Annotated in this window: 22 protein-coding genes and 1 tRNA gene; 11 read left to right on the plus strand and 12 right to left on the minus strand. The window is 58.4% G+C overall.

Going from position 1 to position 23,689, the window contains the following annotated elements; genetic code table 11:
• Position 1 precedes the first annotated feature (1 nt).
• The 5 genes from ACP7AL_RS19470 to ACP7AL_RS19490 all read left to right on the plus strand — a co-directional run bounded on the left by ACP7AL_RS19470 (position 2) and on the right by ACP7AL_RS19490 (position 6,700).
• Entirely contained in the window at positions 2–1,903 is a 1,902-nt protein-coding gene (locus tag ACP7AL_RS19470) for a potassium transporter Kup (protein ID WP_425993557.1), read from the plus strand.
• A gap of 148 nt (positions 1,904–2,051) precedes the next feature.
• Positions 2,052–3,974: a potassium transporter Kup gene (locus ACP7AL_RS19475; RefSeq protein WP_425993558.1), complete on the plus strand. Its 1,923-nt coding sequence runs from the start codon at positions 2,052–2,054 to the stop codon at positions 3,972–3,974.
• Positions 3,975–4,075: 101 nt separating this feature from the next.
• On the plus strand, positions 4,076–4,420 hold the full coding sequence (locus ACP7AL_RS19480; RefSeq protein ID WP_034459405.1) for a rhodanese-like domain-containing protein: 345 nt from the start codon (positions 4,076–4,078) through the stop codon (positions 4,418–4,420).
• 5 nt (positions 4,421–4,425) lie between these two features.
• Positions 4,426–5,577, plus strand: a complete 1,152-nt coding sequence (locus tag ACP7AL_RS19485; protein ID WP_425993559.1) for an aminotransferase — start codon at positions 4,426–4,428, stop codon at positions 5,575–5,577.
• A 49-nt stretch (positions 5,578–5,626) separates the two neighbouring features.
• Positions 5,627–6,700: a polyamine ABC transporter substrate-binding protein gene (locus ACP7AL_RS19490; protein ID WP_425993610.1), complete on the plus strand. Its 1,074-nt coding sequence runs from the start codon at positions 5,627–5,629 to the stop codon at positions 6,698–6,700.
• On the opposite strand, the gene ACP7AL_RS19495 is transcribed toward ACP7AL_RS19490, so the two are convergent.
• The 7 genes from ACP7AL_RS19495 to ACP7AL_RS19525 all read right to left on the minus strand — a co-directional run bounded on the left by ACP7AL_RS19495 (position 6,701) and on the right by ACP7AL_RS19525 (position 12,481).
• The gene (locus ACP7AL_RS19495) at positions 6,701–7,633 is read right to left on the minus strand and encodes a lipid A biosynthesis lauroyl acyltransferase (RefSeq protein ID WP_425993560.1); all 933 of its coding nucleotides are present in this window, start codon (positions 7,631–7,633) and stop codon (positions 6,701–6,703) included. It abuts the gene before it with no gap.
• Positions 7,633–8,655 carry a zinc-binding dehydrogenase gene (locus ACP7AL_RS19500; protein ID WP_425993561.1) on the minus strand — a complete coding sequence of 341 codons (1,023 nt, stop codon included), beginning with the start codon at positions 8,653–8,655 and terminating at the stop codon, positions 7,633–7,635. Before ACP7AL_RS19500 ends, ACP7AL_RS19495 begins: the two co-directional genes overlap by 1 nt.
• A 98-nt stretch (positions 8,656–8,753) precedes the next feature.
• Positions 8,754–10,034: a beta-ketoacyl-ACP synthase gene (locus tag ACP7AL_RS19505; protein ID WP_425993562.1), complete on the minus strand. Its 1,281-nt coding sequence runs from the start codon at positions 10,032–10,034 to the stop codon at positions 8,754–8,756.
• A 13-nt stretch (positions 10,035–10,047) separates the two neighbouring features.
• On the minus strand, positions 10,048–11,247 hold the full coding sequence (locus tag ACP7AL_RS19510; RefSeq protein WP_425993563.1) for a beta-ketoacyl-ACP synthase: 1,200 nt from the start codon (positions 11,245–11,247) through the stop codon (positions 10,048–10,050).
• Complete coding sequence (locus ACP7AL_RS19515; RefSeq protein WP_425993564.1) at positions 11,240–11,713, minus strand: 3-hydroxyacyl-ACP dehydratase FabZ family protein; 474 nt, start codon at positions 11,711–11,713, stop codon at positions 11,240–11,242. Before ACP7AL_RS19515 ends, ACP7AL_RS19510 begins: the two co-directional genes overlap by 8 nt.
• A 10-nt stretch (positions 11,714–11,723) precedes the next feature.
• The gene (locus ACP7AL_RS19520; RefSeq protein ID WP_002711294.1) at positions 11,724–12,005 is read right to left on the minus strand and encodes an acyl carrier protein; all 282 of its coding nucleotides are present in this window, start codon (positions 12,003–12,005) and stop codon (positions 11,724–11,726) included.
• A 161-nt stretch (positions 12,006–12,166) separates the two neighbouring features.
• Entirely contained in the window at positions 12,167–12,481 is a 315-nt protein-coding gene (locus ACP7AL_RS19525; protein WP_425993565.1) for a hypothetical protein, read from the minus strand.
• A gap of 232 nt (positions 12,482–12,713) precedes the next feature.
• Here ACP7AL_RS19525 and ACP7AL_RS19530 point away from each other — a divergent pair, with 232 nt between their 5' ends.
• Entirely contained in the window at positions 12,714–13,337 is a 624-nt protein-coding gene (locus ACP7AL_RS19530) for a ParB-like protein (protein WP_006020048.1), read from the plus strand.
• Positions 13,338–13,362: 25 nt separating this feature from the next.
• On the opposite strand, the gene ACP7AL_RS19535 is transcribed toward ACP7AL_RS19530, so the two are convergent.
• The 3 genes from ACP7AL_RS19535 to ACP7AL_RS19545 form a co-directional block, all read right to left on the minus strand.
• Positions 13,363–13,827, minus strand: a complete 465-nt coding sequence (locus ACP7AL_RS19535) for an MgtC/SapB family protein (protein ID WP_425993566.1) — start codon at positions 13,825–13,827, stop codon at positions 13,363–13,365.
• Between the two features lie 26 nt (positions 13,828–13,853).
• Positions 13,854–14,435 carry a peroxidase-related enzyme gene (locus tag ACP7AL_RS19540; protein ID WP_024920947.1) on the minus strand — a complete coding sequence of 194 codons (582 nt, stop codon included), beginning with the start codon at positions 14,433–14,435 and terminating at the stop codon, positions 13,854–13,856.
• Positions 14,436–14,542: 107 nt separating this feature from the next.
• Positions 14,543–16,303, minus strand: a complete 1,761-nt coding sequence (locus ACP7AL_RS19545) for an ATP-binding protein (protein ID WP_425993567.1) — start codon at positions 16,301–16,303, stop codon at positions 14,543–14,545.
• A gap of 416 nt (positions 16,304–16,719) precedes the next feature.
• Here ACP7AL_RS19545 and ACP7AL_RS19550 point away from each other — a divergent pair.
• Positions 16,720–16,793: transfer RNA gene (locus ACP7AL_RS19550), tRNA-Gln, on the plus strand.
• Positions 16,794–17,599: 806 nt separating this feature from the next.
• Here the strand turns inward: ACP7AL_RS19550 and ACP7AL_RS19555 are convergent.
• Positions 17,600–17,947, minus strand: a complete 348-nt coding sequence (locus ACP7AL_RS19555) for a hypothetical protein (RefSeq protein ID WP_425993568.1) — start codon at positions 17,945–17,947, stop codon at positions 17,600–17,602.
• Positions 17,948–18,170: 223 nt separating this feature from the next.
• On the opposite strand from ACP7AL_RS19555, the gene ACP7AL_RS19560 reads away from it, so the two are divergent.
• The 3 genes from ACP7AL_RS19560 to ACP7AL_RS19570 all read left to right on the plus strand — a co-directional run bounded on the left by ACP7AL_RS19560 (position 18,171) and on the right by ACP7AL_RS19570 (position 20,255).
• Positions 18,171–18,800, plus strand: a complete 630-nt coding sequence (locus tag ACP7AL_RS19560) for an ImmA/IrrE family metallo-endopeptidase (protein ID WP_425993569.1) — start codon at positions 18,171–18,173, stop codon at positions 18,798–18,800.
• A gap of 302 nt (positions 18,801–19,102) precedes the next feature.
• Positions 19,103–19,975, plus strand: coding sequence for a hypothetical protein (locus ACP7AL_RS19565; protein WP_425993570.1), 873 nt, complete (start codon positions 19,103–19,105; stop codon positions 19,973–19,975).
• A gap of 10 nt (positions 19,976–19,985) precedes the next feature.
• Positions 19,986–20,255 (plus strand): hypothetical protein, encoded by a 270-nt coding sequence (locus ACP7AL_RS19570; RefSeq protein ID WP_425993571.1) that lies wholly within the window; start codon positions 19,986–19,988, stop codon positions 20,253–20,255.
• Positions 20,256–20,694: 439 nt separating this feature from the next.
• Here the strand turns inward: ACP7AL_RS19570 and ACP7AL_RS19575 are convergent, their stop codons facing one another.
• Positions 20,695–22,281, minus strand: a complete 1,587-nt coding sequence (locus tag ACP7AL_RS19575) for a hypothetical protein (RefSeq protein ID WP_425993572.1) — start codon at positions 22,279–22,281, stop codon at positions 20,695–20,697.
• Between the two features lie 192 nt (positions 22,282–22,473).
• Between ACP7AL_RS19575 and ACP7AL_RS19580 the strand changes: the two genes are divergently transcribed.
• Positions 22,474–23,634 (plus strand): glycosyltransferase family 4 protein, encoded by a 1,161-nt coding sequence (locus tag ACP7AL_RS19580; RefSeq protein ID WP_425993573.1) that lies wholly within the window; start codon positions 22,474–22,476, stop codon positions 23,632–23,634.
• The last annotated feature ends 55 nt before the right edge of the window (positions 23,635–23,689 follow it).

Here is a 23,689-nt window from a genome sequence, read left to right on the forward strand (position 1 = left end):
CATGGCTGCCAGCGATACATCCGCCGATACGCCCCAAGAGGTGCCGGTAACGACCGGATTTTGGGCCCTTACTCTTGGAAGCATCGGTGTGGTGTTTGGCGATATCGGCACGTCGCCGTTGTATGCCTTCCGCGAAGCCGTCCACAACGCGACCCATGGCGGTCCCGTCTCGCGGGAGATCGTGCTCGGCGTTCTGTCGCTGATCCTTTGGTCGCTGATTGTCGTCGTCACCATCAAATATGTGCTGCTGCTGCTGCGCGCGGACAATAACGGCGAGGGCGGAACGCTGTCGCTGATGGCTCTCGGCCAGCGGGCGCTGGGACGGCGCAGTTGGGTGCTCCTGGCGCTTGGCGTGATCGGGGGCGCGATGTTCCTTGGCGACGCGATGATTACGCCGGCTATTTCCGTGCTTTCCGCGGTCGAAGGTCTGAAGATCGCCGCCCCGGCGCTTGAACACTATGTCGTCCCGCTGGCGATTGTGATTCTCGTCTGTCTGTTCGCTGTGCAAAGCCGTGGAACCGCCATGGTCGCCAGCGCCTTCGGTCCCGTCATGATCATCTGGTTCCTGACCCTTGGCGTGATGGGATTGATGCACATCAGCGACGATCCCGGCATCGTTCACGCTATCAATCCCATATTTGCCGTCCAGTTCTTGCTGACGCACGGTATCATCGGGCTGGTGATTTTGGGCGCGGTGTTTCTGGCCGTGACCGGCGGCGAGGCGTTGTACGCCGACCTTGGTCACTTCGGCCGCAAACCAATTCAGGCCGCGTGGTTTTATTTCGTTCTGCCATGCCTACTGCTGAATTATTTCGGCCAAGGCGCTTTGGTTCTGGCGCATCCGGAAGCCATCGAAAATCCGTTCTATCGCATGGTGCCGGAGAGCGTGCTGGTGCCCCTGATCTGTCTTGCGACGGCGGCGACCGTCATCGCCAGCCAGGCGGTGATCACCGGCGCGTTCTCACTGGTGCGTCAGGCCATTCAGCTTGGATTGCTTCCCCGGTTTGAGGTTCGCTACACGTCCGAGACACACGCTGGGCAGATCTATCTGCCGCGCGTCAACGTGATGTTGCTGATCGGCGTATTGCTGCTCGTCGGCCTGTTCCGCTCGTCCAGCAATCTCGCGTCGGCCTACGGCATCGCCGTGTCCACCACCATGGTCTGCGACGGCTTGATGTGTTTCGTCGTGATCTGGAAGCTGTGGAACTGGCGCGCCGCAACCGCGGCCGCGCTGATCGTGCCTTTGGTGATTGTCGATCTGACGTTTCTGACCGCGAATCTCCTGAAGCTTCTTCAGGGCGCTTGGGTGCCAGTGTTGTTCGGGATTTTGATGGCTGGTCTGGTTTGGACATGGCGCCGCGGAACTGCGATCCTCATCAACAAGACCCGGCGCACCGAAGTGCCGCTGACCGATCTCATCAAGAGTCTCGAAAAACGACCGCCGCACATCGTGAAGGGCACCGCTATTTTCCTCACCAGCGATCCCGCATATGTTCCGACCGCCTTGCTGCACAACCTCAAGCACAACAAGGTTCTGCACGAGCACAACGTGATCTTGACCATCCACACCGCCGAGACACCGCGTGTCGATGTGGCCGATCGCGTGCGGATGGAGAAGATCAGCGACAAGTTCTCGACCGTCCGGCTCACCTTCGGCTTCATGGAATCACCGAACGTGCCGAAGGCGCTGGCAATCGCGCGCAAGCTCGGCTGGCAGTTCGACATCATGTCGACGTCGTTTTTCGTCTCCCGGCGCTCGCTAAAGCCTTCCGCCCAATCTGGTATGCCGCTGTGGCAGGACCATCTGTTCATTGCCATGAGCCGGTCTGCGAACGATGCCACCGACTATTTCCAAATTCCGACCGGGCGCGTGGTGGAAGTTGGCACTCAGGTAACTATCTGATTAGCCTTGTTAAATCCAGATCTGCCCTATGCGATATATGCGTTTAGGACATGCCTATGGCATGAAAACAGTTTAACGTGTGCGCGAAGCGCAGGGTATAGGCCTGCTGCGCTGCAATTGTGCTGTGAATTTCGAGGCAATTTTCCTGATGACCGATACGACATCAGCCGCGGCGGAGACGCCGGCGGCAAATGGACATGGTGAGACGCATTCCACCGCGTCCTTCAAGGGACTGATGCTTGGGAGTATCGGCGTTGTCTACGGCGATATCGGCACCAGCCCCCTGTACGCGTTCCGGGAAGCTGTGACAGCAGCCGGCGCGACGGCCGCGACGGCCAGCACGCAAGCCGTACTCGGCGTGCTGTCGCTGATTCTATGGGCCCTTATTGTCGTGGTCACGCTCAAATACGTCGTGATCCTGCTGCGCGCCGATAACAACGGCGAGGGTGGAACGCTTGCATTGATGGCGCTGGCGCAGCGCGCGCTGGGAACCAGCGGCGGCGTTGTTGTTCTGCTCGGCATCATCAGCGGTGCGCTTTTCTACGGTGATGCGGTCATCACGCCGGCGCTGTCGGTGTTGTCTGCGGTCGAAGGCATCAAGCTCGCGACGTCCGCGCTCGACCACTACGTCGTTCCTATCACGATTGTCATTCTCGTCGCATTGTTTGCTGTCCAGTCGCGCGGCACGGCCCGCGTCGCCGCTTTCTTCGGCCCGATCATGTGTATCTGGTTCGCCGTCATCGCGGTGGCGGCGCTTCCATTGATCGCACAACAGCCAAGCGTGCTCCTCGCATTCAATCCCGTATATGCGGTTTCATTCCTGCTCAATCACGGGATCATTGGTTTGATCACGCTCGGTGCGGTTTTCCTCGCCGTGACCGGCGCCGAAGCGCTCTATGCCGATCTTGGTCATTTCGGCAAACGTCCCATCCAGACGGCATGGCTGTTTCTGGTCTTGCCCTCGCTGGCGCTGAACTATCTCGGGCAGGGTGCACTGGTCATCGGCAATCCTCACACGATCGAGAATCCGTTTTTTCTCATGTTTCCTGAATGGGCGCTGGTTCCGATGGTTGTGCTCGCAACGGTCGCGACCGTGATCGCGAGCCAGGCCGTCATTACGGGGGCCTATTCCTTGACGCGGCAGGCCATTCAACTCGGTCTGTTGCCACGTTTCGAGATCACTCACACATCCGAAGCGCATTCGGGCCAGATTTACATTCCGCGTGTCAACACGTTGCTGCTTGTTGGCGTTCTGATGCTGGTCATGATGTTTCGCTCTTCCAGTTCGCTGGCGTCGGCCTACGGCATCTCGGTCACTGGCACGATGGTGGTCACGGCGATGATGGGTTTCGTCGTCATCTGGAAAGTGTGGAGGTGGTCATCATTCGCTGCGGCTGCCTTGATCTTGCCGTTTCTTGCGATCGACCTGACATTCCTGACGGCAAACCTGCTCAAGGTTTTTGAAGGCGGCTGGGTGCCGCTGGCGCTTGGCGGCGCGGTCATGCTTTTAATGTACACATGGCGGCGTGGGAGCAGGCTGCTCTATGAAAAGTCGCATCGGCAGGAAATTCCTCTCACCGATCTGATTACGATGCTGGAGAAGAAGCCGCCGCAGCGCGTGCCCGGCACGGCAGTCTTTCTGACAAGCAATCCGGACTATGCTCCGACCGCACTGATGCACAGTCTGAAACACTACAAGGTGCTGCATCAGAAAAATGTCATTCTCACCATCGAGATCGCATCGACACCGCGCGTGGATATCGCAGAGCGGGTACGGCTAGAGGATGTCGGGGAGATGTTCTCCAAGGTCACGCTCAAGTTCGGTTTTATGGAATCGCCGAACGTTCCGAAAGCGCTCGCCATTGCCCGCAAACTCGGCTGGCAGTTCGACATCATGTCGACATCGTTCTTTCTGTCGCGCCGCGCCTTGAAGCCCGCTGCGCAGTCTGGAATGCCGCGCTGGCAGGATCATCTGTTCATCGGCATGAGCCGTTCGGCGAACGACGCCACGGACTACTTCCAGATCCCGACCGGCCGTGTGGTGGAAGTCGGCACGCAGGTCACGATTTAGGGATAACCGGCGGCCCGCCAAGCTTGATTTTCTTGTCACAAAAAGAGAGGTTGTGCGCCGTTCGCGCTTAATCTTGGGGGCCGATCTTCTGGATTACCCTCGTGGAGGTCGATGTGTCACAGGCTGAGAAAGTTCACGATTTGACGGCGGAAGAGGTGTCCGCCGGAATTGCACAGGGGCGCTATCTCCTGATCGATGTGCGTGAGCCCAATGAGGTCGCGGCCGAGGCCTATCCGGACGCGGTGGTGCTGCCGCTCTCAACGTTTGATCCGGCTGAGATCCCAGATCCTCAGGGCAAGACGGTGGTTTTTGCCTGCCGCTCCGGCAAACGCTCGGTGACGGCGTCGCTGGCCGCACAGGCGGCGGGCAAGCCGTACGACTCGCATCTCGCAGGGGGCATGCTGGCGTGGAAGGCTGCCGGACTGCCGTCCAAAACAGGCGGCTGATCCTCGTGAACCGGATTTTCGCGGATCTGCCGAACACCATTTTTGACGTCATGTCGCAGGCTGCACGCGACCTCAACGCGATCAATCTCGGCCAAGGCTTCCCGGAAGATCCCGGTCCGCTCGACGTCAGGGAGAAGGCCGCCGACGCCGTCCTGAACGGCTACAACCAGTATCCCTCGATGATGGGAATTCCGGAACTGCGCCAGGCTATCGCGACCCATTACGCCCATTGGCACGGCCTGCAGTTCGATCCCATGAGCGAGGTGATGGTGACGTCGGGCGCCACCGAGGCGCTGACAGGATCGATCCTCGGCCTCGTGCAGCCGGGCGATGAAGTGCTGCTGTTCCAGCCGATGTACGATTCCTATGTGCCGATCATCCGGCTCGCGGGTGGCATTCCCAAGTTTCTGCGCCTTGAGCCGCCGCACTGGCGTCTGCCGGAAGAGGCGATCCGCGCTGCCATTACTCCAAAGACGCGTTACGTCATTCTCAACAATCCGCTGAACCCGGCTGCCGTGGTCTATCCGCGCGAGGACCTCGAGATGCTCGGGCGGATTTGTCAGGAGCATAACCTGATCGCCATTTGCGATGAGGTCTGGGAGCATGTGGTGTTCGACGGCCGCGAACACATTCCACTGATTTCGATTCCCGGCATGCGCGATCGCACGGTGAAGATCGGATCGGCTGGAAAGATCTTTGGCCTGACCGGATGGAAAATCGGTTTCGTCTGCGCCGCGCCGCAAATCCTGCGTGTGCTCGCGAAGGCGCATCAGTTCATCACCTTCACGACGGCGCCCAGCCTTCAGGTTGCAGTCGCCTACGGCCTCGGCAAACCAGATGATTATTTCCTGCAAATGCGGGCGGATCTGGCGCGCAGCCGCGATCGTTTGAGCAAAGGCCTCTCAAATCTTGGCTTTCCGGTTCTGCAATCGCAAGGGACTTACTTTCTCAACGTTGATCTCGCGCCGCTTGGATTGAATGAAAGCGACGTGGCTTTCTGCAAGCGCATCGTCCATGAGCACAAGGTTGCCGCCATTCCCGTGTCGGCCTTTTATGAAGAGAACCATGTCACGTCGGTCGTGAGATTCTGCTTCTCGAAGAAAGATGAAACGCTCGACACTGCGCTTGAGCGGCTGACGCACGTTCTTCACGGTTAAGGAGAATACGGTGATCGCTGATGGAAAGAGGGGGCTGACCCTTGCCGCAATCGTTGCAGGTGTTCTTTTAGCTTCGACGCCATTCACGCAGGCGCAGCAGCGCAGCGTGAATTTCTACAACTGGTCGAACTATATGGCGCCCGGTGTCCTCGAGCAGTTCACCAAGGAAACCGGCATCAAGGTCACCTACGACACGTTTGATGCCAACGAGACCGTCGAGACGCGGCTCCTGGCGGGCAAGTCCGGTTACGACGTGGTCGTGCCGACGGCGTATTTCCTGCAGCGTCAGATCGCGGCCAACATTTTCCAGAAGCTCGATAAGACGAAGCTGCCTAACCTTGCCAATGCGTGGCCAGAAGTAACCAAACGCCTTGCGATTTATGATCCCGGCAACGCATTTGCCGCCAATTACATGTGGGGCACCACCGGCATCGGCTACAACGTCAAAAAGGTGCAGGACATTCTCGGCGCTGACGCCAGGATCGATTCATGGTCGGCTGTTTTCGTTCCCGAGAACCTTGCAAAGTTCAAGGATTGCGGCATCCACATGCTGGATTCCGCGGATGATATTCTGCCGGCCGCGCTGAACTATCTTGGCCTCGATCCGAATTCGACCAAGCAGGCTGATCTTGAAAAGGCCGCCGATCTTGTCAGCAAGGTGCGGCCTTATGTGCGCAAGTTTCATTCATCAGAGTATCTGAACGCACTGGCCACCGGCGAAATCTGTTTCGTTGTCGGCTGGTCGGGCGATATCAAACAGGCGCAGAGCCGCGCGGCGGAAGCCAAGAACGGCGTCGAAATCGGATATGCTATTCCGAAGGAGGGGGCGCAGATGTTCTTCGATAATTTTGCGATCCCTGCGGACGCCAAGAATGTCGCCGAGGCCCACGAGTTGATCAATTACCTTTACAGGCCGGATGTCGCTGCCAAGAATTCAGATTTCCTGTCTTATGCCAACGGCAATCTCGCCAGCCAGAAGCTGATCGATCCGAAGGTCATGAATGACAAGACGGTTTATCCGGACGAAGCGACTTTGAGCCGCTTGTTTGTGATCACGGCGCGAGATCCGGCGACCCAGCGCATCATCAACCGGCTATGGACGCGGGTGAAGACAGGCCACTAATCACCGCCACCGGCGGTGTAGCCAGAGCCATTGTTCAGGATGTTCACGGACCCATCCTTCGATCACGCTGTTGATGGCCTGCGTGGTGCCTTGCACGTCGATCTTGCCTTCGGCATCGCGTACCGGCGTTACTTCGTCTGACACCTCGACGCGAAAGCGATGGTTGGGGAGACGTATGATGCGCACGCCGTGGATCGGGACTTCGATCTGCCGCGCAAGGCGCGCGAGCAATGGATTGGCTTTCGTCTTTTGCCCAAAGAATGTGATGTCGACGCCGCGGCCGAAGTGCTGGTCTACCAGCATGCCGACGTGGATGCCGTTCTGCAGGGCCTGCGCTAGCCGCAACGGTGCGTCATGGGTGGTGGCGACCATCGTGCCCATGTTGACGGCACGAATGTCCTGGATCGCGCGGTCGACAGCCGCGATGTTCGGGCGGCGGAACAGTACGGCGGATTCGAGACCGTAGGCCGGAGCGGCGAGAGCGGGCAATTCCCAATTGGCGAGGTGGGAGGCGAAGATCAGCGCGCCCTTGCCGTCGTCGCGAAGTGCAAGAAATTTTTCTATGCTGCCGGGAGCAGGCTCGATGCGTCCACTCTCCCAGCTCTCTGGATTGAGATCCCAGAGGTGGTCGATATGCGCGAACTCCGCGCCGACGCGGCCGAGATTCTCCCAGACACCCATCAGGATGGTATCGATCTCGCCCGGTGATTTTTCCGGAAAGGCCGCTGTCAGATTGGCGCGGCCGATCTTGTGTTCCCGCAGCCATGGACCGATGGTTCGCGTGACCGAGCCGAAGAAATTCGCGGTCTTGTCGGGATCGAAATAGCGGGTGGCGCGCAACAGTCCGACTGCAATCGCGCCGACGATGGTTCCTGTCACAGGCTTGAGCGCGTCGCGCAGAATAGCCCTGGTGCGGAGGAACAGGCGGCGCATCACAGTGTGACGATGATCTTGCCGAACACTTGCCGGCTTTCCATCCGCTTGAGCGCGGTGGCGACGTCCTCAACCGGCACTTCGGTGTCGATGATGGGCTTCATGCCGGCGGCCATTTTGTCGAGGCTCTCGGCGATGTTCTTGATGGTCGCGCCGAACGATCCGAAGATGCGGTACTGCTGCTGGAAAAGCTGCATCAGGTTGATCGTGGTGGTCGGCCCCGAGGTCGAACCGCAGGTGACCAGCCGTCCGCCGCGCTTCAGGACCAGCAGCGAGCCGTTGAAAGTATCTGCGCCGACATGCTCGAACACCACGTCGACACCTTTTTTCCTGGTGATTTTGCGTGTCTCACCTTCGAAGCGGTCCTTGCGATAGTTGATGACATGGTCCGCGCCGAGCGCCTTTACGCCCTCAATCTTGGAGTCATCGCCGACCGTGGTGATGACGGTGCAGCCGATGGCCTTTGCCATCATGATAGCGACCGTACCGATGCCCGAGCCGCCAGCGTGTACCAGCACTGTCTCGCCTGGCAGCAATTTGGCGTTGTCGAACAGCATGTGCTGAACGGTCGAATACGCGATCGGCACGCAGGCCGCGTCGCGATCGGAGACGCCGTCCGGCACCGGGATCACCAGCCGCTCGTTGAGGTTCATCAGTTCGCGGGCGAAGCCGTCGACATGAAACCCCATGATGCCGGCGACGTTCTCGCAGAGATTGTCACGGCCGGCCTGACATGCGGGGCAGGTGCCGCAGGTCAGCGCGCCGTACATCACGACTTTCTGTCCCGGCTTGAATCGGGTTACGCCCTCGCCGATGGCTGCAATCTCGCCGGAGGCTTCCGCGCCGACCACAAGCGGCAGCTTGCGCTTGGCGAAAGCCATGCCGCGATAGCCCCACACGTCGATGTGGTTGAGGGCGACCGCCTTGACGCGGATCTGCACCTCGCCTGTGCCGGGCGGCGGGGGCGGGGGCATATCCGCGACCACCAGTTGGCGGTCGGCAACAAGACTGAGCGCACGCATAAAGGCGTCCTGAAAGGCTGATTTGCTTGCAGATTTGGACGTGGGTATCGCCGGTTCGGCGGAGGGCGTCAACCGCCGAACACCTTGCCCGGAAGCCTTTAGACGGGCTCGCGGGCCAGGATCAGGGACGCGTTCTGACCGCCAAAGCCGAATGAGTTCGACATCACTGCTGTCACGCGCGCATCGCGGGCCCTGTTCGGAACCACATCGAACGGGATTGCCGGATCGGGCACATCGTAATTAATGGTCGGCGGAATTCGCTGGTTCTCCAGCGTGAGCAGCGAGAACACGGCTTCCACCGCGCCCGCAGCCGAAAGCGTATGTCCGATCATCGACTTGTTGGACGAGACCGGAATCTGCTGTGCGCGATCGCCGAACACCGTGGAAATGCCAAGATATTCCATCTTGTCGTTTTCCGGCGTGCTGGTTCCGTGAGCATTGATGTAGTCGATCTGTTCGATGCCCATGCCTGCATCGGACAGTGCATTCCTCACGCAGCCAACGATCGGTTTGCCGTCAGGGCTTGAGCGTGTGCGATGGAATGAGTCAGCAAGCTCGCCGCATCCAGCGACGATGCCGAGAATCTTCGCACCGCGTGCAGTGGCGGCTTCAAGGCTTTCCAGCACCAGCGCACCGGCGCCTTCCGCCATGACAAAGCCATCCCGGTTCTTCGAGAACGGGCGTGCTGCGGCTTGCGGCAGATCGTTGTTGGTGGACAGCGCGGACAGAAGTGAGAAGCGAATAAGCGCCTCTGCGTTAACTGAGCCGTCGGTTGCGACACACAGCGCGGCATCGGTTTCGCCGCGGCGGATCGCTTCGACACCTAGCTGGATCGCTGTCGCGCCGGAGGCACATGCCGTCGACAGCGAAATCGGAGATCCCTTGGTGCCGAACGTCTCGATCAGATGATCGGCGACGGAGCCGAATAGAAAGCGGCGGTGCAAGCCGGTGAAACGGCCGTTACCACTGGCCTTGAGCAGCGCGTCATAATCGATACCCGCGCTCATCCCCGTCGCGCGGGCGATGTCGTTGCGGGGTTCCCATTCGAGTTCGATAGGGGCGACCGCTAAAAAAAGCGGGCCGGGGAAGTCACCCTTGCTGCCGATGCTGGACTGCGCAACGGCTTCCTCGACAGCCACATCGGCCAGCCGCTCTGAGAGTGAGGTCGACGAGAACGGTTCGACCGGAATGAAGTCGACGGTGCCGGCTATTGTCGTCTTGAGTCCGTTGGTCGGGAAACGCGTGATGGTCCGGATGCCGGACTCGCCTGCGGTCAATTTGGCCCAGTTGTCGGACTTGCCTGCGCCGAGGGATGTGACAACACCCATGCCGGTGACGACTACGATGGGTCGTCCGAACTTGTCGCGAGTCGTCGTCATGGTTTTTCCCCGCTTAGACGGCCTCAACCAGCGCCATGCCTTCGCCGCGCCAGTGACCGGCCCCGATCACTACAATCTGGGATGGCGCCTTGGTCATTTCAATCTCGACGCCGGTTTTATCGTTCGGCGGAAACAGCGCGCCGCGCGAGATCGACAGCGCCGCGAGCGCCAGACCGAGCGGGAATTGAGCCTCGACGACATGGCCGAAAGGGGTGGCGGTGCCGCGGGTTGGAATATCGCGATGCTTATTGAGGAACGCACGCTCTTCCGCAGTCACGGGCGCAGCTCCGGTCGCGCCAGTGATGATTGCGCTGTTCTCGCCGATCGCTCCGATCTTTGACCACAGTCCCTCGAGGACTGCCGTCACGTCACCGGGGTTCTTGCGCCGTGCATGGTCGGAAAAGACCCTGGTCAGCTTTGCATAAGGCTTTGCGCCGCGCGCCTGGGCGTGTTCTTTCGACTCGATGACCAGAAACACGCCCCCTGCGCCGAGTGCGAAGCCGTTGTCGCGCTCCCAGACAGGCATAAACTTGTTCTTCAGGTTGAAATCGCCGAACTCGTAGAGCATCAGCATTTCCTTGCGCTCGCTGTTCTGGGCCGCGCCGACAAGGGCAATGTCGCTTTGTCCGTCAAGAATGCGCGCCAGTGCGATACGAGCAGCGTCCACGCCAGCGGATTCCTCGCCCATGAAGGTCCGGGACGATCCCGTTACGCCGTGAACGATGGAGATGTTGCCGGCGAGCAGGTTCGACAGCTGTGCCAGAAACAGCGTGGGGCGCAGGTCGTTCATCAGCCGTTCGTTAAGCAGAGCCGGGTCGGCGTTGCCCTGGATGTTGGCGTTGACGATCGAGGAATCCACGGCAAGGTCACGTTCGCCGCCACCCGCGGCAACGATCATGTCCATGCGCGAGAGGATCTCGGCGTTACCCTTGACGCCAGCGGAGTCGAGCGCGAGACCCGCCGCATATGTGCCGATGCGTTGCCATGCTTCCATCTGGCGTTGGTCGCCCTTCTTGGGGATTTGCGCGTCGAAGCTCAGCTTGGTCATCGGATGGACGATGTAGGGCGCGAAGGTTGTCTCGTCGACGTTGATCGTCTTGGTATTAAGCGCGTCCCAATGCGCATCCAGCCCCTCGCCGAGCGATGTGGCGAGGCCGATGCCCGTGATCCAGGCTTCGCGCGGGCCGCCTTTTGATGAAGGGATCTCAGTCATGAGCGATTGCCTGTTCGGGAAAGCCGATACGCTTCGCCATCGCTTCCATGTGTATGCGCAAGTCCGGGTGAGGGAATGGCGTATGCCGGAAGGTTAGTGTCGCGTTGCATTTCAACTTGCCACCGATACGGACATTGGCGTCGGTGACAGCGAAGCCCGAGCCGTCATGAACGAGGCTCGCGTTGATCGTTAGCAGTTCGCCAGGCTTCACGAAGTCGCGCATCTTGGCTTCCTTGACGCTGGCAAGGAATGGCATGCGCTCGAACTTCAGGAGCGCGATCAGGAGCCAGCCGGACGTCTGTGCCATCGTCTCGGTCAGCAGCACGCCCGGCATCAGCGGATAGCCGGGGAAGTGCCCCTCGAAGACGGTACTGGTTTCGGGGACCTGCGACTCGACCGTAATCGTCCGCTTACCGACGTCGAGGTCGGTGATGCGGTCAACCATCTGGAAGTATTCGAGCTGCATGGCAGGGGCGTCAGGCGCCCTTGGCGGCGACCAGTTCGTCGATGCGCGCGCTGAGGTTCTTCAGGACAAAGTACTGCTCGGTCGTGGCCTTGCCGTCGTTGACCTCCTGCGTCCACTTCTCCAGTGGCAGCTTGATGCCGAACGCCTTGTCGATGGCGAAGGCGATGTCGAGGAAGTCGAGGCTGTCGATGCCCAGATCGTCGATCGCGTGGCTTTCGGGGGTGATCGTGTCGCGAGGAATGTCGCACGTTTCCGCAATGATCGTGGCGACCTGATCGAATGTAGACGACATGCTAAACCTTTGAGATTTTTGAGGTAAATGCCATTTCTGGCATGGGGCGCTGGGCTCGAAACCGTGCCACAAGCCCCTTTGGACGGGTTGAACCCCGTATATCGGAGCCATGATCCGAGTTCAATGGCGCAACGTGACAGCGAAATGACCCGTTTTCGACCCTAGTTGTGGCGAATCGGATCGGTTTTCTGTGCTGAAATGTGCGCGCAATCCCGTCGGCCCATCAGGACGCAGTCCTGTGTGTTCCGGAGATCGGCAAGGGTCATGGCGAGCCAGATGCCGGCCCCCGTCAGCGCTGCCGTAAAGGCAATGGCAGCGGCATTCGCGATCATACGATGACGATAGTCGTCGGGACTTTCGTTCTTCCGTTCGTAGCGGGACAGGTCGGGCGCAAGTTTGTCGGCCGGATTTGCCGTCGGGGACCGTGCCCGTGTGCGCGGGCGGAATTTCAGCACGCGATGATCGCCGTCAGTCATGAAAGACAGTCCAAATCAGCAAAGGCATCCTAAGTCGGTCGCGCAACTATATCTTCCGCGAAGAAGGTATTCCTGTGATGTCGAAAAGAATAGGCCGGAATCGATCCAGCCGAGTATCGCCTCGAAACACGTTCGCGGCCTGTAAAATAATGCCTCGAAAGTGATGTTATCGGCCACGCTTCTCTGCGCGGGGTTGGCTAAGGTCTGGGAACTTCCACCGGAGTGCCGTCCAATGGCCAACAAACGCGAACCCATCCTTGAGCCCGTTTCAATTCTGTCCCTGCGGCCGACCCAGATGACTGTCGGCATGCGGGAGGTCGGCGAGAAGCGCAAGCGATGGCGCGCGCACAAATCGAAGAAGAAGGCCGAGCTTCTGGGGCGCCACATGATCCCGGTCGTAGTCGGGCCCGACAAGCGAAACTATGTGATCGACCATCACCACCTGGCACGCGCGCTTCATGAGGAAGGTGAAAAAGAAGTCCTCGTCTCGGTGGTCGCTGACCTGACGATGGTCGATCCGAAAGCGTTCTGGATCGTGCTCGACAATCACCGGTGGGTTTATCCTTATGATGTGAAAGGCGAGCGCCGTAACTACAGGGATTTGCCGAAAGATGTGACCGGGTTGAAGAATGATCCATTCCGAAGTCTTGCGGGTGAATTGCGCCGGGCCGGTGGCTTCGCAAAGGATACCACGCCATTCAGCGAGTTCCTGTGGGCGGACTTCCTGCGCCGTAGAATGTCGCGCAAGACGGTCGACAATGATTTTGCAAAGGCAATCGAGCAGGCGCTGTCGCTGGGCAAGAGCAAGGACGCGATCTATCTGCCCGGATGGTGTGGTCCCGCGAGCGACGACTAGGCCGGCGCTCAATGAAATCCTGTTGTTAGTTTGGCGGCGGTTCGTCAGGGCTGCCGCGGAAAGCACGATGGAGCGCGCGCTCGAAGGGGCCGCCAAACGCGAGGACGATGAGTGCTATCGCAAGGGCGATTGTCACCAGCCGCCATTGTCCGAGACCGCACACGATTCCAATACAGGCCGTGAACCACACGCAGGCTGCGCTGGTCAGGCCTCTTACCTTTGCCTGCTCGCTGTGAACGATGACCCCTGCGCCCAGAAAGCCGATGCCGGTGAGCAGCCCCTGGATGACGCGACTGGTTGCATCGGAGAGCCGGCCGGCTTCCAGGGCTTCCGGATTGGCAAGCAGGACGACCGTTGCGGTGGCGAGACCCACCAGACTCAGCGTGCGAAGGCCAATCGGCTTTCCATGCAGGTCGCGGTTAAGGCCGATGATCCCGGAGGCGACCGTCGCGACCCCGAGCCGCAGAATGATGTCCCACCAGTCAAGCAACGCAGTCGCCTTTCCAAACAGGCACGTTACGCCTTCGGGACGCGGCCCATCATATAGAATTCGTCATTGGGCCGCATGTCGGTCACGCTTGCCATGCGATTCGACAGTGCAAAGAACGCTGCAATCGCCGCAATGTCCCAGATATCGTCGTCACTGAAACCGTGGCCGTGCAGCACCTCAAAATCCTGCGCTGACGTCTTTTGCGATTCCAGGCAAACCTTGACCGCGAAATCCAGCATGGCGCGCTGCCGCGGCGTGATGTCGGCCTTGCGGTAGTTGTTGGCGATCTGGTCCGCGATCAGCGGATTCTTGGCCCGGATGCGCAGCACGGCGCCGTGCGAGACGACACAGTAATGGCACTGATTGGCGGCGCTGGTCGCAACCACGATCATTTCGCGCTCGGCCTTGCTCAGGCCGCCGTCCTTTTCCATCACCGCATCGTTGTAGGCGAAGAAGGCCCGGAATTCGTCCGGACGATAGGCCAGCGCGAGAAACACGTTCGGTACAAAGCCAGACTTCTCCTGCACGCCGAGAATGCGCGTTCGGATGTCGTCGGGCAGCGAATTCAGGGCAGGAACGGGGAAACGGCTGATGGGAGGCGTGCTCATGTCAGGGTCCGATGAGGAAGGGAGGAGACCGTCTGTGCCAACCATAGTCGAGGACAACCCCCGCGCAAAGCTGAGGCTGTGCACGGCTCTCCCGCAGAGGGACGCGATCAGCGCAGGGGCTTCTTCAGCAGTGAGAAACGATCGGGATCGAGACCGAGCGAGGGTTGCAGCATCGGCGCTTCCGGCACGCGGGGAACGGGACGCTCCGCGACGCCCCGGTCGAATGTTGGATCGTTCGGTGTTTCGCGATGGGATGTCGCGCCGCGCCAGCGCTCCAGCACAGAACCGACAAAGGTGATGTCGTGGCCACTGAGTGCCGAAGGCGTGGTCGCAATGGTCGCTTCGCTGCGCGGCAATTGATGCGCAGGAACCTCCTTGAAGCGCAGCCTGGTCGGAAGAGCGACGCCTTCGCCGAACGCCAGCACTTCGCGCGTTCCGAGCGAGGGCACGAACGACAGAAGGTTTGCGGCGGCATCGGAAACTGCGGAGCGCAACAGCATCTGGTCACGCTCGTTTGCAAGCCGCATCGCAAACAGGGTGTTGCACTGGGAGATGATCGTTGCGTCGAGTTCGGCGGGGCGCTGCGTGACCAGCGCAAGATAGACGCCATATTTGCGGCCTTCCTTGGCGATACGGGACACGGCCTTGCGCGTCGGTCCGAAACCTACGCCGCGATCCGCGGACGCATAGCGATGTGCTTCTTCGCAAACGAACAGCATCGGTGACGCGCCATCACTCCATAATCCGAAATCGAACGCCATCCGGCACAGCACGGACACGACAGAGTCCACGACTTCTGCCGGGAAGCCCGCGAGCTGCATCACCGTCATCGGGCGGCCATTCGCAGGCATGCGGAACAGGAGGCTGATGACCTCCGCCATCGTGTCGCCGCCGACGTTGGCGTTCTCGAACATGAAGGCGTAACGCGGATCGTTCTTGACGGTTTCGATACGCGTAATCAGCTTGTGATAGATGATACGGGAGGATCGGTTTTCCAGTTTGCCCATACGCTCGTCGATCAGCGAAATCAGATCGACCAAACGATATGGTACCGGCGTATCGGCCGTGTAGCCGACGGTCTTGGCATCGACGCGTTTCAGGCCAAGGCGATCCGTGGTTTGGTATTGCGTGTACGTCGTCTTTGCCACTGGAATAAGTTCGATGAGAACTTCGAGTTCTTCTGGAACGCCGGGGCGTCCGCCGAAGATGACGTCGACGAACTCCTCGAAATTGAACAGCCAGAACGGCAGCTTCAGATTCCTGGGATTGAGGACGAGCGCCTTGTCGCCGAAGCATCGGCCGTATTCGTTATGCACGTCGAGCAGGAACACGCGCAGATTGGGCCGTACGCGCAAAATCTCGTTCAGCAGCAGCGAAACGCCGCTGGATTTACCGACGCCGGTGGAGCCGAGCACCGCAAAGTGCTTGCTCAGCATGTCCTCGACATCGACATAGGCGATGACGGACGGATCCTGTTGCAGCGTGCCGACGTTGATCTGCTCGGCTTTTGAAGGCGCGTAGACGGTTCGCAATTGCTGGTTGGTCAGCACGTCCACCAGATCGCCAATGGTCGGGTAACTGGTGACACCGCGCTGGAAGCGGCCGGACGGGCCGGTGGCGATTTCCCCCAGCAGGTCGACCGAGGCGATCGCGATGTAATTGTCGGTCGCGGGCAGGTTTTCGCGGCTGACCTCGGTAATCATCGCGACGATGATGGTGGTCGCGGTCCGGATACCGAAAAACTGGCCAACGGTGGCGCGTACATTGGCGTCATTGATCTGGCTGGTCGCCATCAGGCCGACGCGCGCCTGCGAGCCGCGTACCGAAATGACGCGCCCGAGCGAGGCTGGCTGCGGTGAAGTCAACATAGAGAGATGTAGCCCGTCTGATGATCTGAATTTCCCCGATCGTACAAAGGCTTGTTGCAGGAATTGTTAAACGGTCCTGGAGTTTGTCGCGCTCCCCAAAGTGGTCCCCGGCGCGGAGTTACAACCGGCGAAATCCGTCGGCGAGTTAAAGTCCCGTAGAACAAGGGGTATTTTCATCCTGACAAATTGGACTTGCCGGCCGCCTTCGGGAGGCGTTAAGTCTTTGTTTACCTTGGATTAATGGATGGTTCTCGATGATGCCCGCAAACTCGGGCAACCTCATTTCGAGAGCGCGATCAGGGGATAGGGCAAGGCAGGGGTAGACCGCGGCGCAGCACCGCTTTATATCCAGCGCGATATCGATTTGCTGATTTGGACAACGATCCGCCGGCGTAATGATCTGGTCCGCGATCGATTGGGGAATGGTGTAACGGTAGCACAACAGACTCTGACTCTGTTTGTCTAGGTTCGAATCCTAGTTCCCCAGCCAACCAGTCCGGCTTTCAGCGAATATTCTTCTTAAGCACCAGAAAAGCCCGCGAAATGCGGGCTTCTTTGACGACGATGAGTCTCTAAGACACCAGTTGTCGAACTTTTGCGGCGAGAATTCCCCGAAAGTCTCCGGCCATCTATTGGAAAATTCCCGTTTTCTGGAGACTCGCTTTAGAGACCGGAGAATAATCCACTACACGGTGGGTGAACCAGTCGACGCGAGTTTTAATATTCCCGATTTCGCGGAAGCGGATCGAGAGACCGGGTTCGAACTAGACTGGTTGAGTTCGAATCCTCGTTCTCCAGCCAACCAATCCTGCATTCAGAGAACATCTTTCTGAGGCACCAGAAAAGCCCGCCAAATGCGGCCTTCTTTAACGTCGATGAATCTCCAAGATACCAGTTCCTCGAAGTTTTGCGGCGAGAGTTTCCGATAGTCTCCGGCTATCTGGCGGAAAATTCCCGCTTTCTGCAGATTGGCTCTGGAGACCGGGGGATAATTCCACTGCGCGGTTAGGGTATTAGTGTGAATCGCTTCAGAGACGCGCAAGCTTGAAGCCCACGCCTTCAACTGCGGTCAGTTGGTCGGGGCTTGTTCCGATTCGTCAACGAGAAGCTCACGGCTCCCCTCCATTATCGGTAATCACACCAGCGCAGCATGGTGTGCAGGTAACGCATGTTTCTTATCCTCTTGAGAACATTTGCGGATTGGGCATCCGGGCGAGGCATCGAGGGCGTAAAATAGCAGCAAATCGCACCAAGCGGCAGCGTGCGGATTGCGTGCGGGTCGTTCTGGTGGTGTTCCTACCAGCGGTCAGATTCGTTAGCGATGTGGACGAGGGTGGTCAGGCCGTTCTCCTCGGCCATTGCCCGGCCAGCCTGCTTCATCTTTAGCAGCATGTCATAAGCTTCACGCTGTGGAATCCGGGCGTCCGCGGCAAGCTTTTCCGTCGCTGTGGGATTATTGAACATGATGATCGACCAGCCGATTATCTGGTCGCGCTTACGGTCTCCGAACGGTGTGGCCTCGATGGCTCCGGTTTTGGAGGCCCAGATCAGCAGTTCGATAAGAGCGGTGGATGTTTTCGAGCCTGCGAAACGGCCCATACGATCAATGACCCTCACGGCCCAAAGCCGGCGTTGAAAGAACATAAGCACCTCTTCTGGGCGGGGGGCGGCTCCGGCCCCAATCACGGAACTCTAAGCAGCCACGTGTCTTCCAACAAACGCAGATCCAGCCGTCACCCAAACCGGGGGCAGGCGCTTGGCGGAAGGTCCGCAGGACGGGCTAAAACCCTACCTGGAACCCTTGATCTTGTGTTGCGGAACCCCATATAACACAAAATAGGGCGATTTGGGGCCTAATGGGGGTGTCATGTTCGATTATCGTACTGACGAAGCCTTAGAGGAAATTGCCCGGAATTTTTACCGGCGCATCGGTCTCGAAGACCGGGTTCGCCCGGACGGCATGACGGTCATCACAAAGCTCAAGCATATCGACACGAAGTTCAATTATTGCCGCGTGCCGGATAGAGAGATGCCGCAAGCCGAAGCGCATTGGTATTCGGATGAAGGCGTTCTCTCAATGCGAGAGAGTGTTTTTCAGGGAATGCAGCGCGGAGATGCGCGAAGCAACTTCACCTTCTACCACGAGCTGGCGCACTACCTCCTGGGTCACAAGGGCTTTCTGAATCGCGCAACAAAGCAATTCACGAAAGACATCAGCGCGCCGTTGGTAAAGCATCAGGAAGCCGAAGCGAACCGCCTCGCGTCCATCTTGATGGCCCCTGAGCATTTGGTGCCCGAAGGTGCGACTGCGGAAGAAATTTCCGAAAAGTTCGGGTTAAGCCTTCCAGCCGCGGTCTTACGCAAAGAGGAAGTTGAACGTGTTCGTCGGCGCCGTCGCGGCGAACTTCGTCCACTCCCGAAGGGCATTGTTGAGTTTTTGAAAGAAGCTCGTGCTCGCGGGATGAACCTCAAGACGAACCTGGATGATTACGATTGAAGCTCGCGCCAGGCGGTGAGGGCAGCATCGTACCCTGCCTTTGCTTCTTCAAAATCTCTGACAGCGATATTGCAAGCGATATTGCTCAAACGGCCTATGTAGTAGGCCGAAGCCGTTTCTAGCCGCTCCGCCACTATGGCCTCGCGGCGTTTAGCTTGGCGTCCGCAAACAATCTGCCATCGCGTTTCCATCGTTCTATGCATTCCCGGACGTCAGGTCCTTCGCCATCCATTCCGCTGTACATCCGGCGTATCAGCAGTACGTCAGGTGCGCCACGGTCCGTGGTTGGGCGCACTCCTGACTTGGAAGGCGCTTTCGGCTATAAAACCGCGAAGCATACTTATGGGCGTTTTGATTTCGATTTTTTCGGCGGCGGCGGGGGCTTATTGGCGGTGACTGAGATTGAGTATCTTGGCCGGTCACTAAACCAGCGAGCCTATGACGTTGGGCGGGCGGCCGGTGAAGCGCTGGAATCCATTATGCGGCACGGAGCTGCGAAGGGAAACTTAGGTAGCGGAAATACCCTTCATCAGTTCGCTAACGTGGCGCTTAATGCTTTAAATGCAGGGTTCACCGACGCCGCCACGTTCACATTCAATCTTGTGGCGACGAACGAAGAACCGGCTTTGGGGCAACTCAAATTCTTCGGCGTGAGAATCGTAGATCTGATCTCTGCCCAGCTCACCGAGAGATCGACCCAGTTAGGGTTATCCGATCACGATGTGGCGCCTTGGCTGACTCGCACGAAAATAGCCCTTCAAGAACGCAAGGATCGGCTAGTTGATGATTTTGAACACGGCATGCATGGGAGTGAGCGATTGAAGAAAGACAATGTTGTAAACGCGGTCATTAATCAGTCGAACAGTCCAGGTGCGGTCGCGCAAGTCGGGGCAGGCACCTTCTCTCAAACTGTCTTCACGCAACAACAGCATCAACTCATAGAGGTGATCGACCAAACGTTGTCGTCACAAGAGTTTCTCGCTCTAAATCCCGATCAGCAGCAAGGCTTCAGGGATATAGCTGACGTTGTGAAAGCGGAAGCGGCCCGGCCAACGCCGGATACGGGGAAGCTTCAGCGTTGGGGAAAAACACTGGTTACGTTCTCGACAGACGTGGGCCTGAAGGTTGCTAGCAGTACAATCGCGCAAGTGCTTCTCAAGATATTCGGAGCTTAACTCATTTTATATGGCGCTCGTCGGAGCGTTTTTGCTGGGGGCAGCAATGGATTGCACCAAATCGGTCGCCAACATGACGCCGGGCGAGGCCGCGAGCTGCGGCGCCGGCATCTTGTCGCAGATTTCCAACACCGTTTCGCAGATAACTTTAGGCCAGTGGGCCGGGGTTGTGATCGTCATTGTCGCCGTACCGGCGATGCTGGCGAGCTGGTTTCTGCCGATACTGTTCTTCTTCCGTTGCATCGGCCGCTTCATTCAAAAAGACACGCAAACTGCATGAATTAGGGAAAATTTACTCCAGATAAATCTGCTGAACCCAAGATTTTCCGAGTTGCATCGATTTGAAAACTTGAAATCTTTTCAAATAATCAAGATGATTTATGTCGTTGAAAAAGCAGAGCAGTCTTTGACTGTTTGATTACGTCATTTGATTGTTTGTTTTTTCAAACGAAATCAAACGTTGGAGCAAATTTTCTCCACGCCGCTCGTACGGCTTCGTTACAGGTCGAAAAAATGGTGTTACGGGAGCATATTTGTTGGCGAGATTTCCACAATTTTAATTTCAGGACAGTCACCGCGGGCTTGATGCGGATTCGCGGAATGAGCGATTATGGAACGCAATTTCGTACTTAGATGTTTCGCTGCGCCTATCGCGATGACGCGAGCACTTTGATTTTTCCGGAAGCAGTCGACGTACGTCGAACTGTTACGGTGATCATTTACTTCGTTTCCGGTTTTCGAATTTGCAACAACCACCATCCACCGCGATGTGTCACAAGCGAAAGAGAGTCGGGGTACTGAGGAGGTGCAGAATCTGGCGCAATGCGGATGAGGACGTAGTCCCAATCTTCGAGCTTGTAGTGCGGCCACACGACGGACTTGAGGTTGCTCGCCTTGAAATCGGCGGGAAGCGACAGGCTAGGGTTTATTCGAGTTGGATAAATCGCCGTTCCCTGATGAAACCACAAATCGCTTGGAACAATCGGTCTCTGAATTAATATCAATTTGTCGTAGTGAACAAATGGATGGCCGGTAAATATTCTGCTGTCGGGCTCGAGCGGGAAATAAAGCAGTCGGCTGCGTGCTGGAATGTTTGAGAGAACATCGGACGCGCCGTTTGCTTCGTTTTGAAATTGACTTGATGCAAAGAGCGCGAGCGCCACGCTGATTGTGGCCCCAATTTCCACGGCGGCTAGTGGTATCGATTGGAATCGGCCGCGGACCGCTCTGGTATCGAGCGTCAGAATTGCGGTCAGGATTGTTACGGGTAGCACCCGGCCATCGACAAAGCCGAACCATCCGATTGAATGCGGCAGCAGCAGAAACAAAAGGAAAGTCGATGCGCTTGCCGCCATCAGCGCCTGCGTATGCTGCGACTTCGGTGTTGATGAGTCCAGTGTTTTGGAAGTCCGGTAAAATCTGACCGCGGCCACCGCAACAATCAGCCACAGCGTCACGGCAATCAGGATGTCGATGCCTGTACGCGTCATCAGCGCCGGCGTCGCAAGCAGGCTGAGCTTGTCGAGCGCGCCTTGGAACACAGGTGTTAGCGAAGCATGGGGCGATACGCCGCCGTCCGGCAGCGTTCCCATCTGTTCGATCCATAGTGAGTAGCCCGCGACTAGAGCCGCAGGGACAAAGACGCGGAGCCGAAAAATGCGTCTGTACCGCTCACCTGTCGATAAGGCGGTGACGAGCGCCAGAAATCCGAAGATTGCGACGGCAAACCCGTGAAAGACAAGGACGAGAGCGGCGAGTATCGCCGTGCATGCTTCCTGGCTGATCGTTGGCTCGCCGGCATCCGTCTTTGCCATCAGCACAAGCCATTCCGTCACGGCGATCATGAGAACGGCGAGCGATATCATGTAGCTCGCGAAGCCGAGTACGGTCATGAAGCCGAAGCAAAGAATAAGCGCAGCGAATGCAAAGAACGGGTCTGCATCGCCATAAAGGCGCTTCCGGGCGTAGAGAACCGCTGCGGGCAATGCCATTAGCGGCAGCGACGCCAGCGTTCTGATCGCCGCCATCGGTCCGATCCATTCCGCCAAGTGATCGCCTAGAAATCGAAATGCTGAATAGCCGCCGAGGTGCGGGTCGAGCACGAAATACTGGCGAAGGAAATCAGATTCCGGATAGGCCGTCCGCAATGCAATTACGCCGGCATGGGCCGGCAAATCCATGAACGGCAATGCATCAAATACCCAGAAAACGGCGAGAGCGCAGACCTCCAGCGCAGCAAATGCCAGCCACGGCAAGATCCGTGTTCGCGAAGTGATCGGCTGGAAAGTCGAAACGGGCTGGCTCATCGCAGGCGTTGTATCGGCGCGGGAAATGGGTGCATCGCGGATAGCGGATCCGGAAGAGGGCGGGAGTGGACGGTGAGCGTCGTTACTGCTGGGACGATTGGCCGGATGTCAGGCCAGAGTAGGTTGAAGCAGGGGGCTCGTCGAGCCCACTCTCTCGGCCGCGGCGCTTGACCCCCCGAATGGCCGCCGGTATTGACCGCAGCGATGGTGACCGGGGCCTTTGTCTTTGCTGGCGGGAAGGCGCGACTGAAGGTCGTGCATCTTGTCGTTGCCGGAGACATCGGCGGCGCCGAGCGCTTTCTGATTGATCTGGCTTCCCGGCCGGATGTCACCGGTGCGGACCATACGGTTGCGCTCATGACGCCTAATCCTGAACTGCGCAAGCTGCTGCAGGACTCCGGGCTTCATGTCCGGGACCGCGGGCTGGTTCATGAAAACGCTCTGAGCTATTTGTGGAGGGCCTTCGGTCCCTCGGACCTCGCCTGGCTGGTTGATCTAATAAAGACAGAGAGGGCAGACGTTATTCACGTTCATACGTTCGCCTCGCACATTTTGGGCGTGAGGGCGGGCGCACGCAGTCAATTGCCGGTGCTGCGGACCGAGCACGGCGTCCGGCACTATCAAGACCCATCCTGTGCACTGTTTCGGCACTGGGCGCTCGATCAAACTACGGTGATTGCCGCCGTCAGTCATTTTGTCGGCCGCTTTGTGGAAGGCATTTCTCCGGCGTCGGCGCCGAAGATCCGCGTGATCCATAACGGTGTAGATACGCGTCGTTTTCATGTTTGGCCTGCGAGAAAGAACAGTCCGTTTTCGATCGCAGTGGTTTCTCGGCTTGAGCCGAGTAAACGAATAGAGCTTGCCATAGAAGCAGTTGCGTTGATACCGGGCGTCGAATTGACCATCGCCGGAGAAGGCACGGCGCGCGCCGCCTTGGAAAGGCTCTGCGCCAGGCGAGGTGTTGCAGGAAGGGTTCATTTCACAGGATACCAACCGGATCCGCGAGATGTGATCGCTGCCAGCGACGCTCTTATTAATTGTTCACGGGAAGAGCCTTTCGGTCTGTCTGTTCTCGAAGCTTCCGCAATGGGCCGCCCAATTATCGCTTTCGCCGGTGGTGGAATTCCGGAGATTGTAACGGACGGAGAAACGGGGTGGCTGGTGAGGGAGGACTCCATTGAGGGGTTCGCGACAGTGCTTCGCCGGGCGGCCGATGACACGGCCAAAGGTGTGGACTATGGCGCGAATGCTCGGTTGCTAGCAGTATCCCGCTTTACCATTGAGAAAATGTGCGCCGGTTATGCGGCCATCTATCGAGAAATGAGCGATGCAACTGCCATCACCGCCAGCTAGCAGTTCAGTCTTGCGGACAGTTGAACCCGTGCCATCGTCTGCGCAAGACGCGGGG

It is taken from the genome of Afipia sp. DC4300-2b1, from assembly GCF_049895725.1.
In the GTDB taxonomy this organism is placed as follows: Bacteria; Pseudomonadota; Alphaproteobacteria; order Rhizobiales; family Xanthobacteraceae; genus Afipia; species Afipia broomeae.

Bases quoted from the DNA above. Each gene is read 5' to 3' on its own strand.
- ACP7AL_RS19470 (WP_425993557.1), top strand. From the start codon at position 2: ATGGCTGCCAGCGATACATCCGCCGATACGCCCCAAGAGGTGCCGGTA.
- ACP7AL_RS19475 (WP_425993558.1), top strand. From the start codon at position 2,052: ATGACCGATACGACATCAGCCGCGGCGGAGACGCCGGCGGCAAATGGA.
- ACP7AL_RS19495 (WP_425993560.1), bottom strand. From the start codon at position 7,633: ATGCGCCGCCTGTTCCTCCGCACCAGGGCTATTCTGCGCGACGCGCTC.
- ACP7AL_RS19500 (WP_425993561.1), bottom strand. From the start codon at position 8,655: ATGCGTGCGCTCAGTCTTGTTGCCGACCGCCAACTGGTGGTCGCGGAT.
- ACP7AL_RS19505 (WP_425993562.1), bottom strand. From the start codon at position 10,034: ATGACGACGACTCGCGACAAGTTCGGACGACCCATCGTAGTCGTCACC.
- ACP7AL_RS19510 (WP_425993563.1), bottom strand. From the start codon at position 11,247: ATGACTGAGATCCCTTCATCAAAAGGCGGCCCGCGCGAAGCCTGGATC.
- ACP7AL_RS19515 (WP_425993564.1), bottom strand. From the start codon at position 11,713: ATGCAGCTCGAATACTTCCAGATGGTTGACCGCATCACCGACCTCGAC.
- ACP7AL_RS19520 (WP_002711294.1), bottom strand. From the start codon at position 12,005: ATGTCGTCTACATTCGATCAGGTCGCCACGATCATTGCGGAAACGTGC.
- ACP7AL_RS19525 (WP_425993565.1), bottom strand. From the start codon at position 12,481: ATGACTGACGGCGATCATCGCGTGCTGAAATTCCGCCCGCGCACACGG.
- ACP7AL_RS19530 (WP_006020048.1), top strand. From the start codon at position 12,714: ATGGCCAACAAACGCGAACCCATCCTTGAGCCCGTTTCAATTCTGTCC.
- ACP7AL_RS19540 (WP_024920947.1), bottom strand. From the start codon at position 14,435: ATGAGCACGCCTCCCATCAGCCGTTTCCCCGTTCCTGCCCTGAATTCG.
- ACP7AL_RS19545 (WP_425993567.1), bottom strand. From the start codon at position 16,303: ATGTTGACTTCACCGCAGCCAGCCTCGCTCGGGCGCGTCATTTCGGTA.
- ACP7AL_RS19555 (WP_425993568.1), bottom strand. From the start codon at position 17,947: ATGTTCTTTCAACGCCGGCTTTGGGCCGTGAGGGTCATTGATCGTATG.
- ACP7AL_RS19560 (WP_425993569.1), top strand. From the start codon at position 18,171: ATGTTCGATTATCGTACTGACGAAGCCTTAGAGGAAATTGCCCGGAAT.
- ACP7AL_RS19570 (WP_425993571.1), top strand. From the start codon at position 19,986: ATGGCGCTCGTCGGAGCGTTTTTGCTGGGGGCAGCAATGGATTGCACC.
- ACP7AL_RS19575 (WP_425993572.1), bottom strand. From the start codon at position 22,281: ATGAGCCAGCCCGTTTCGACTTTCCAGCCGATCACTTCGCGAACACGG.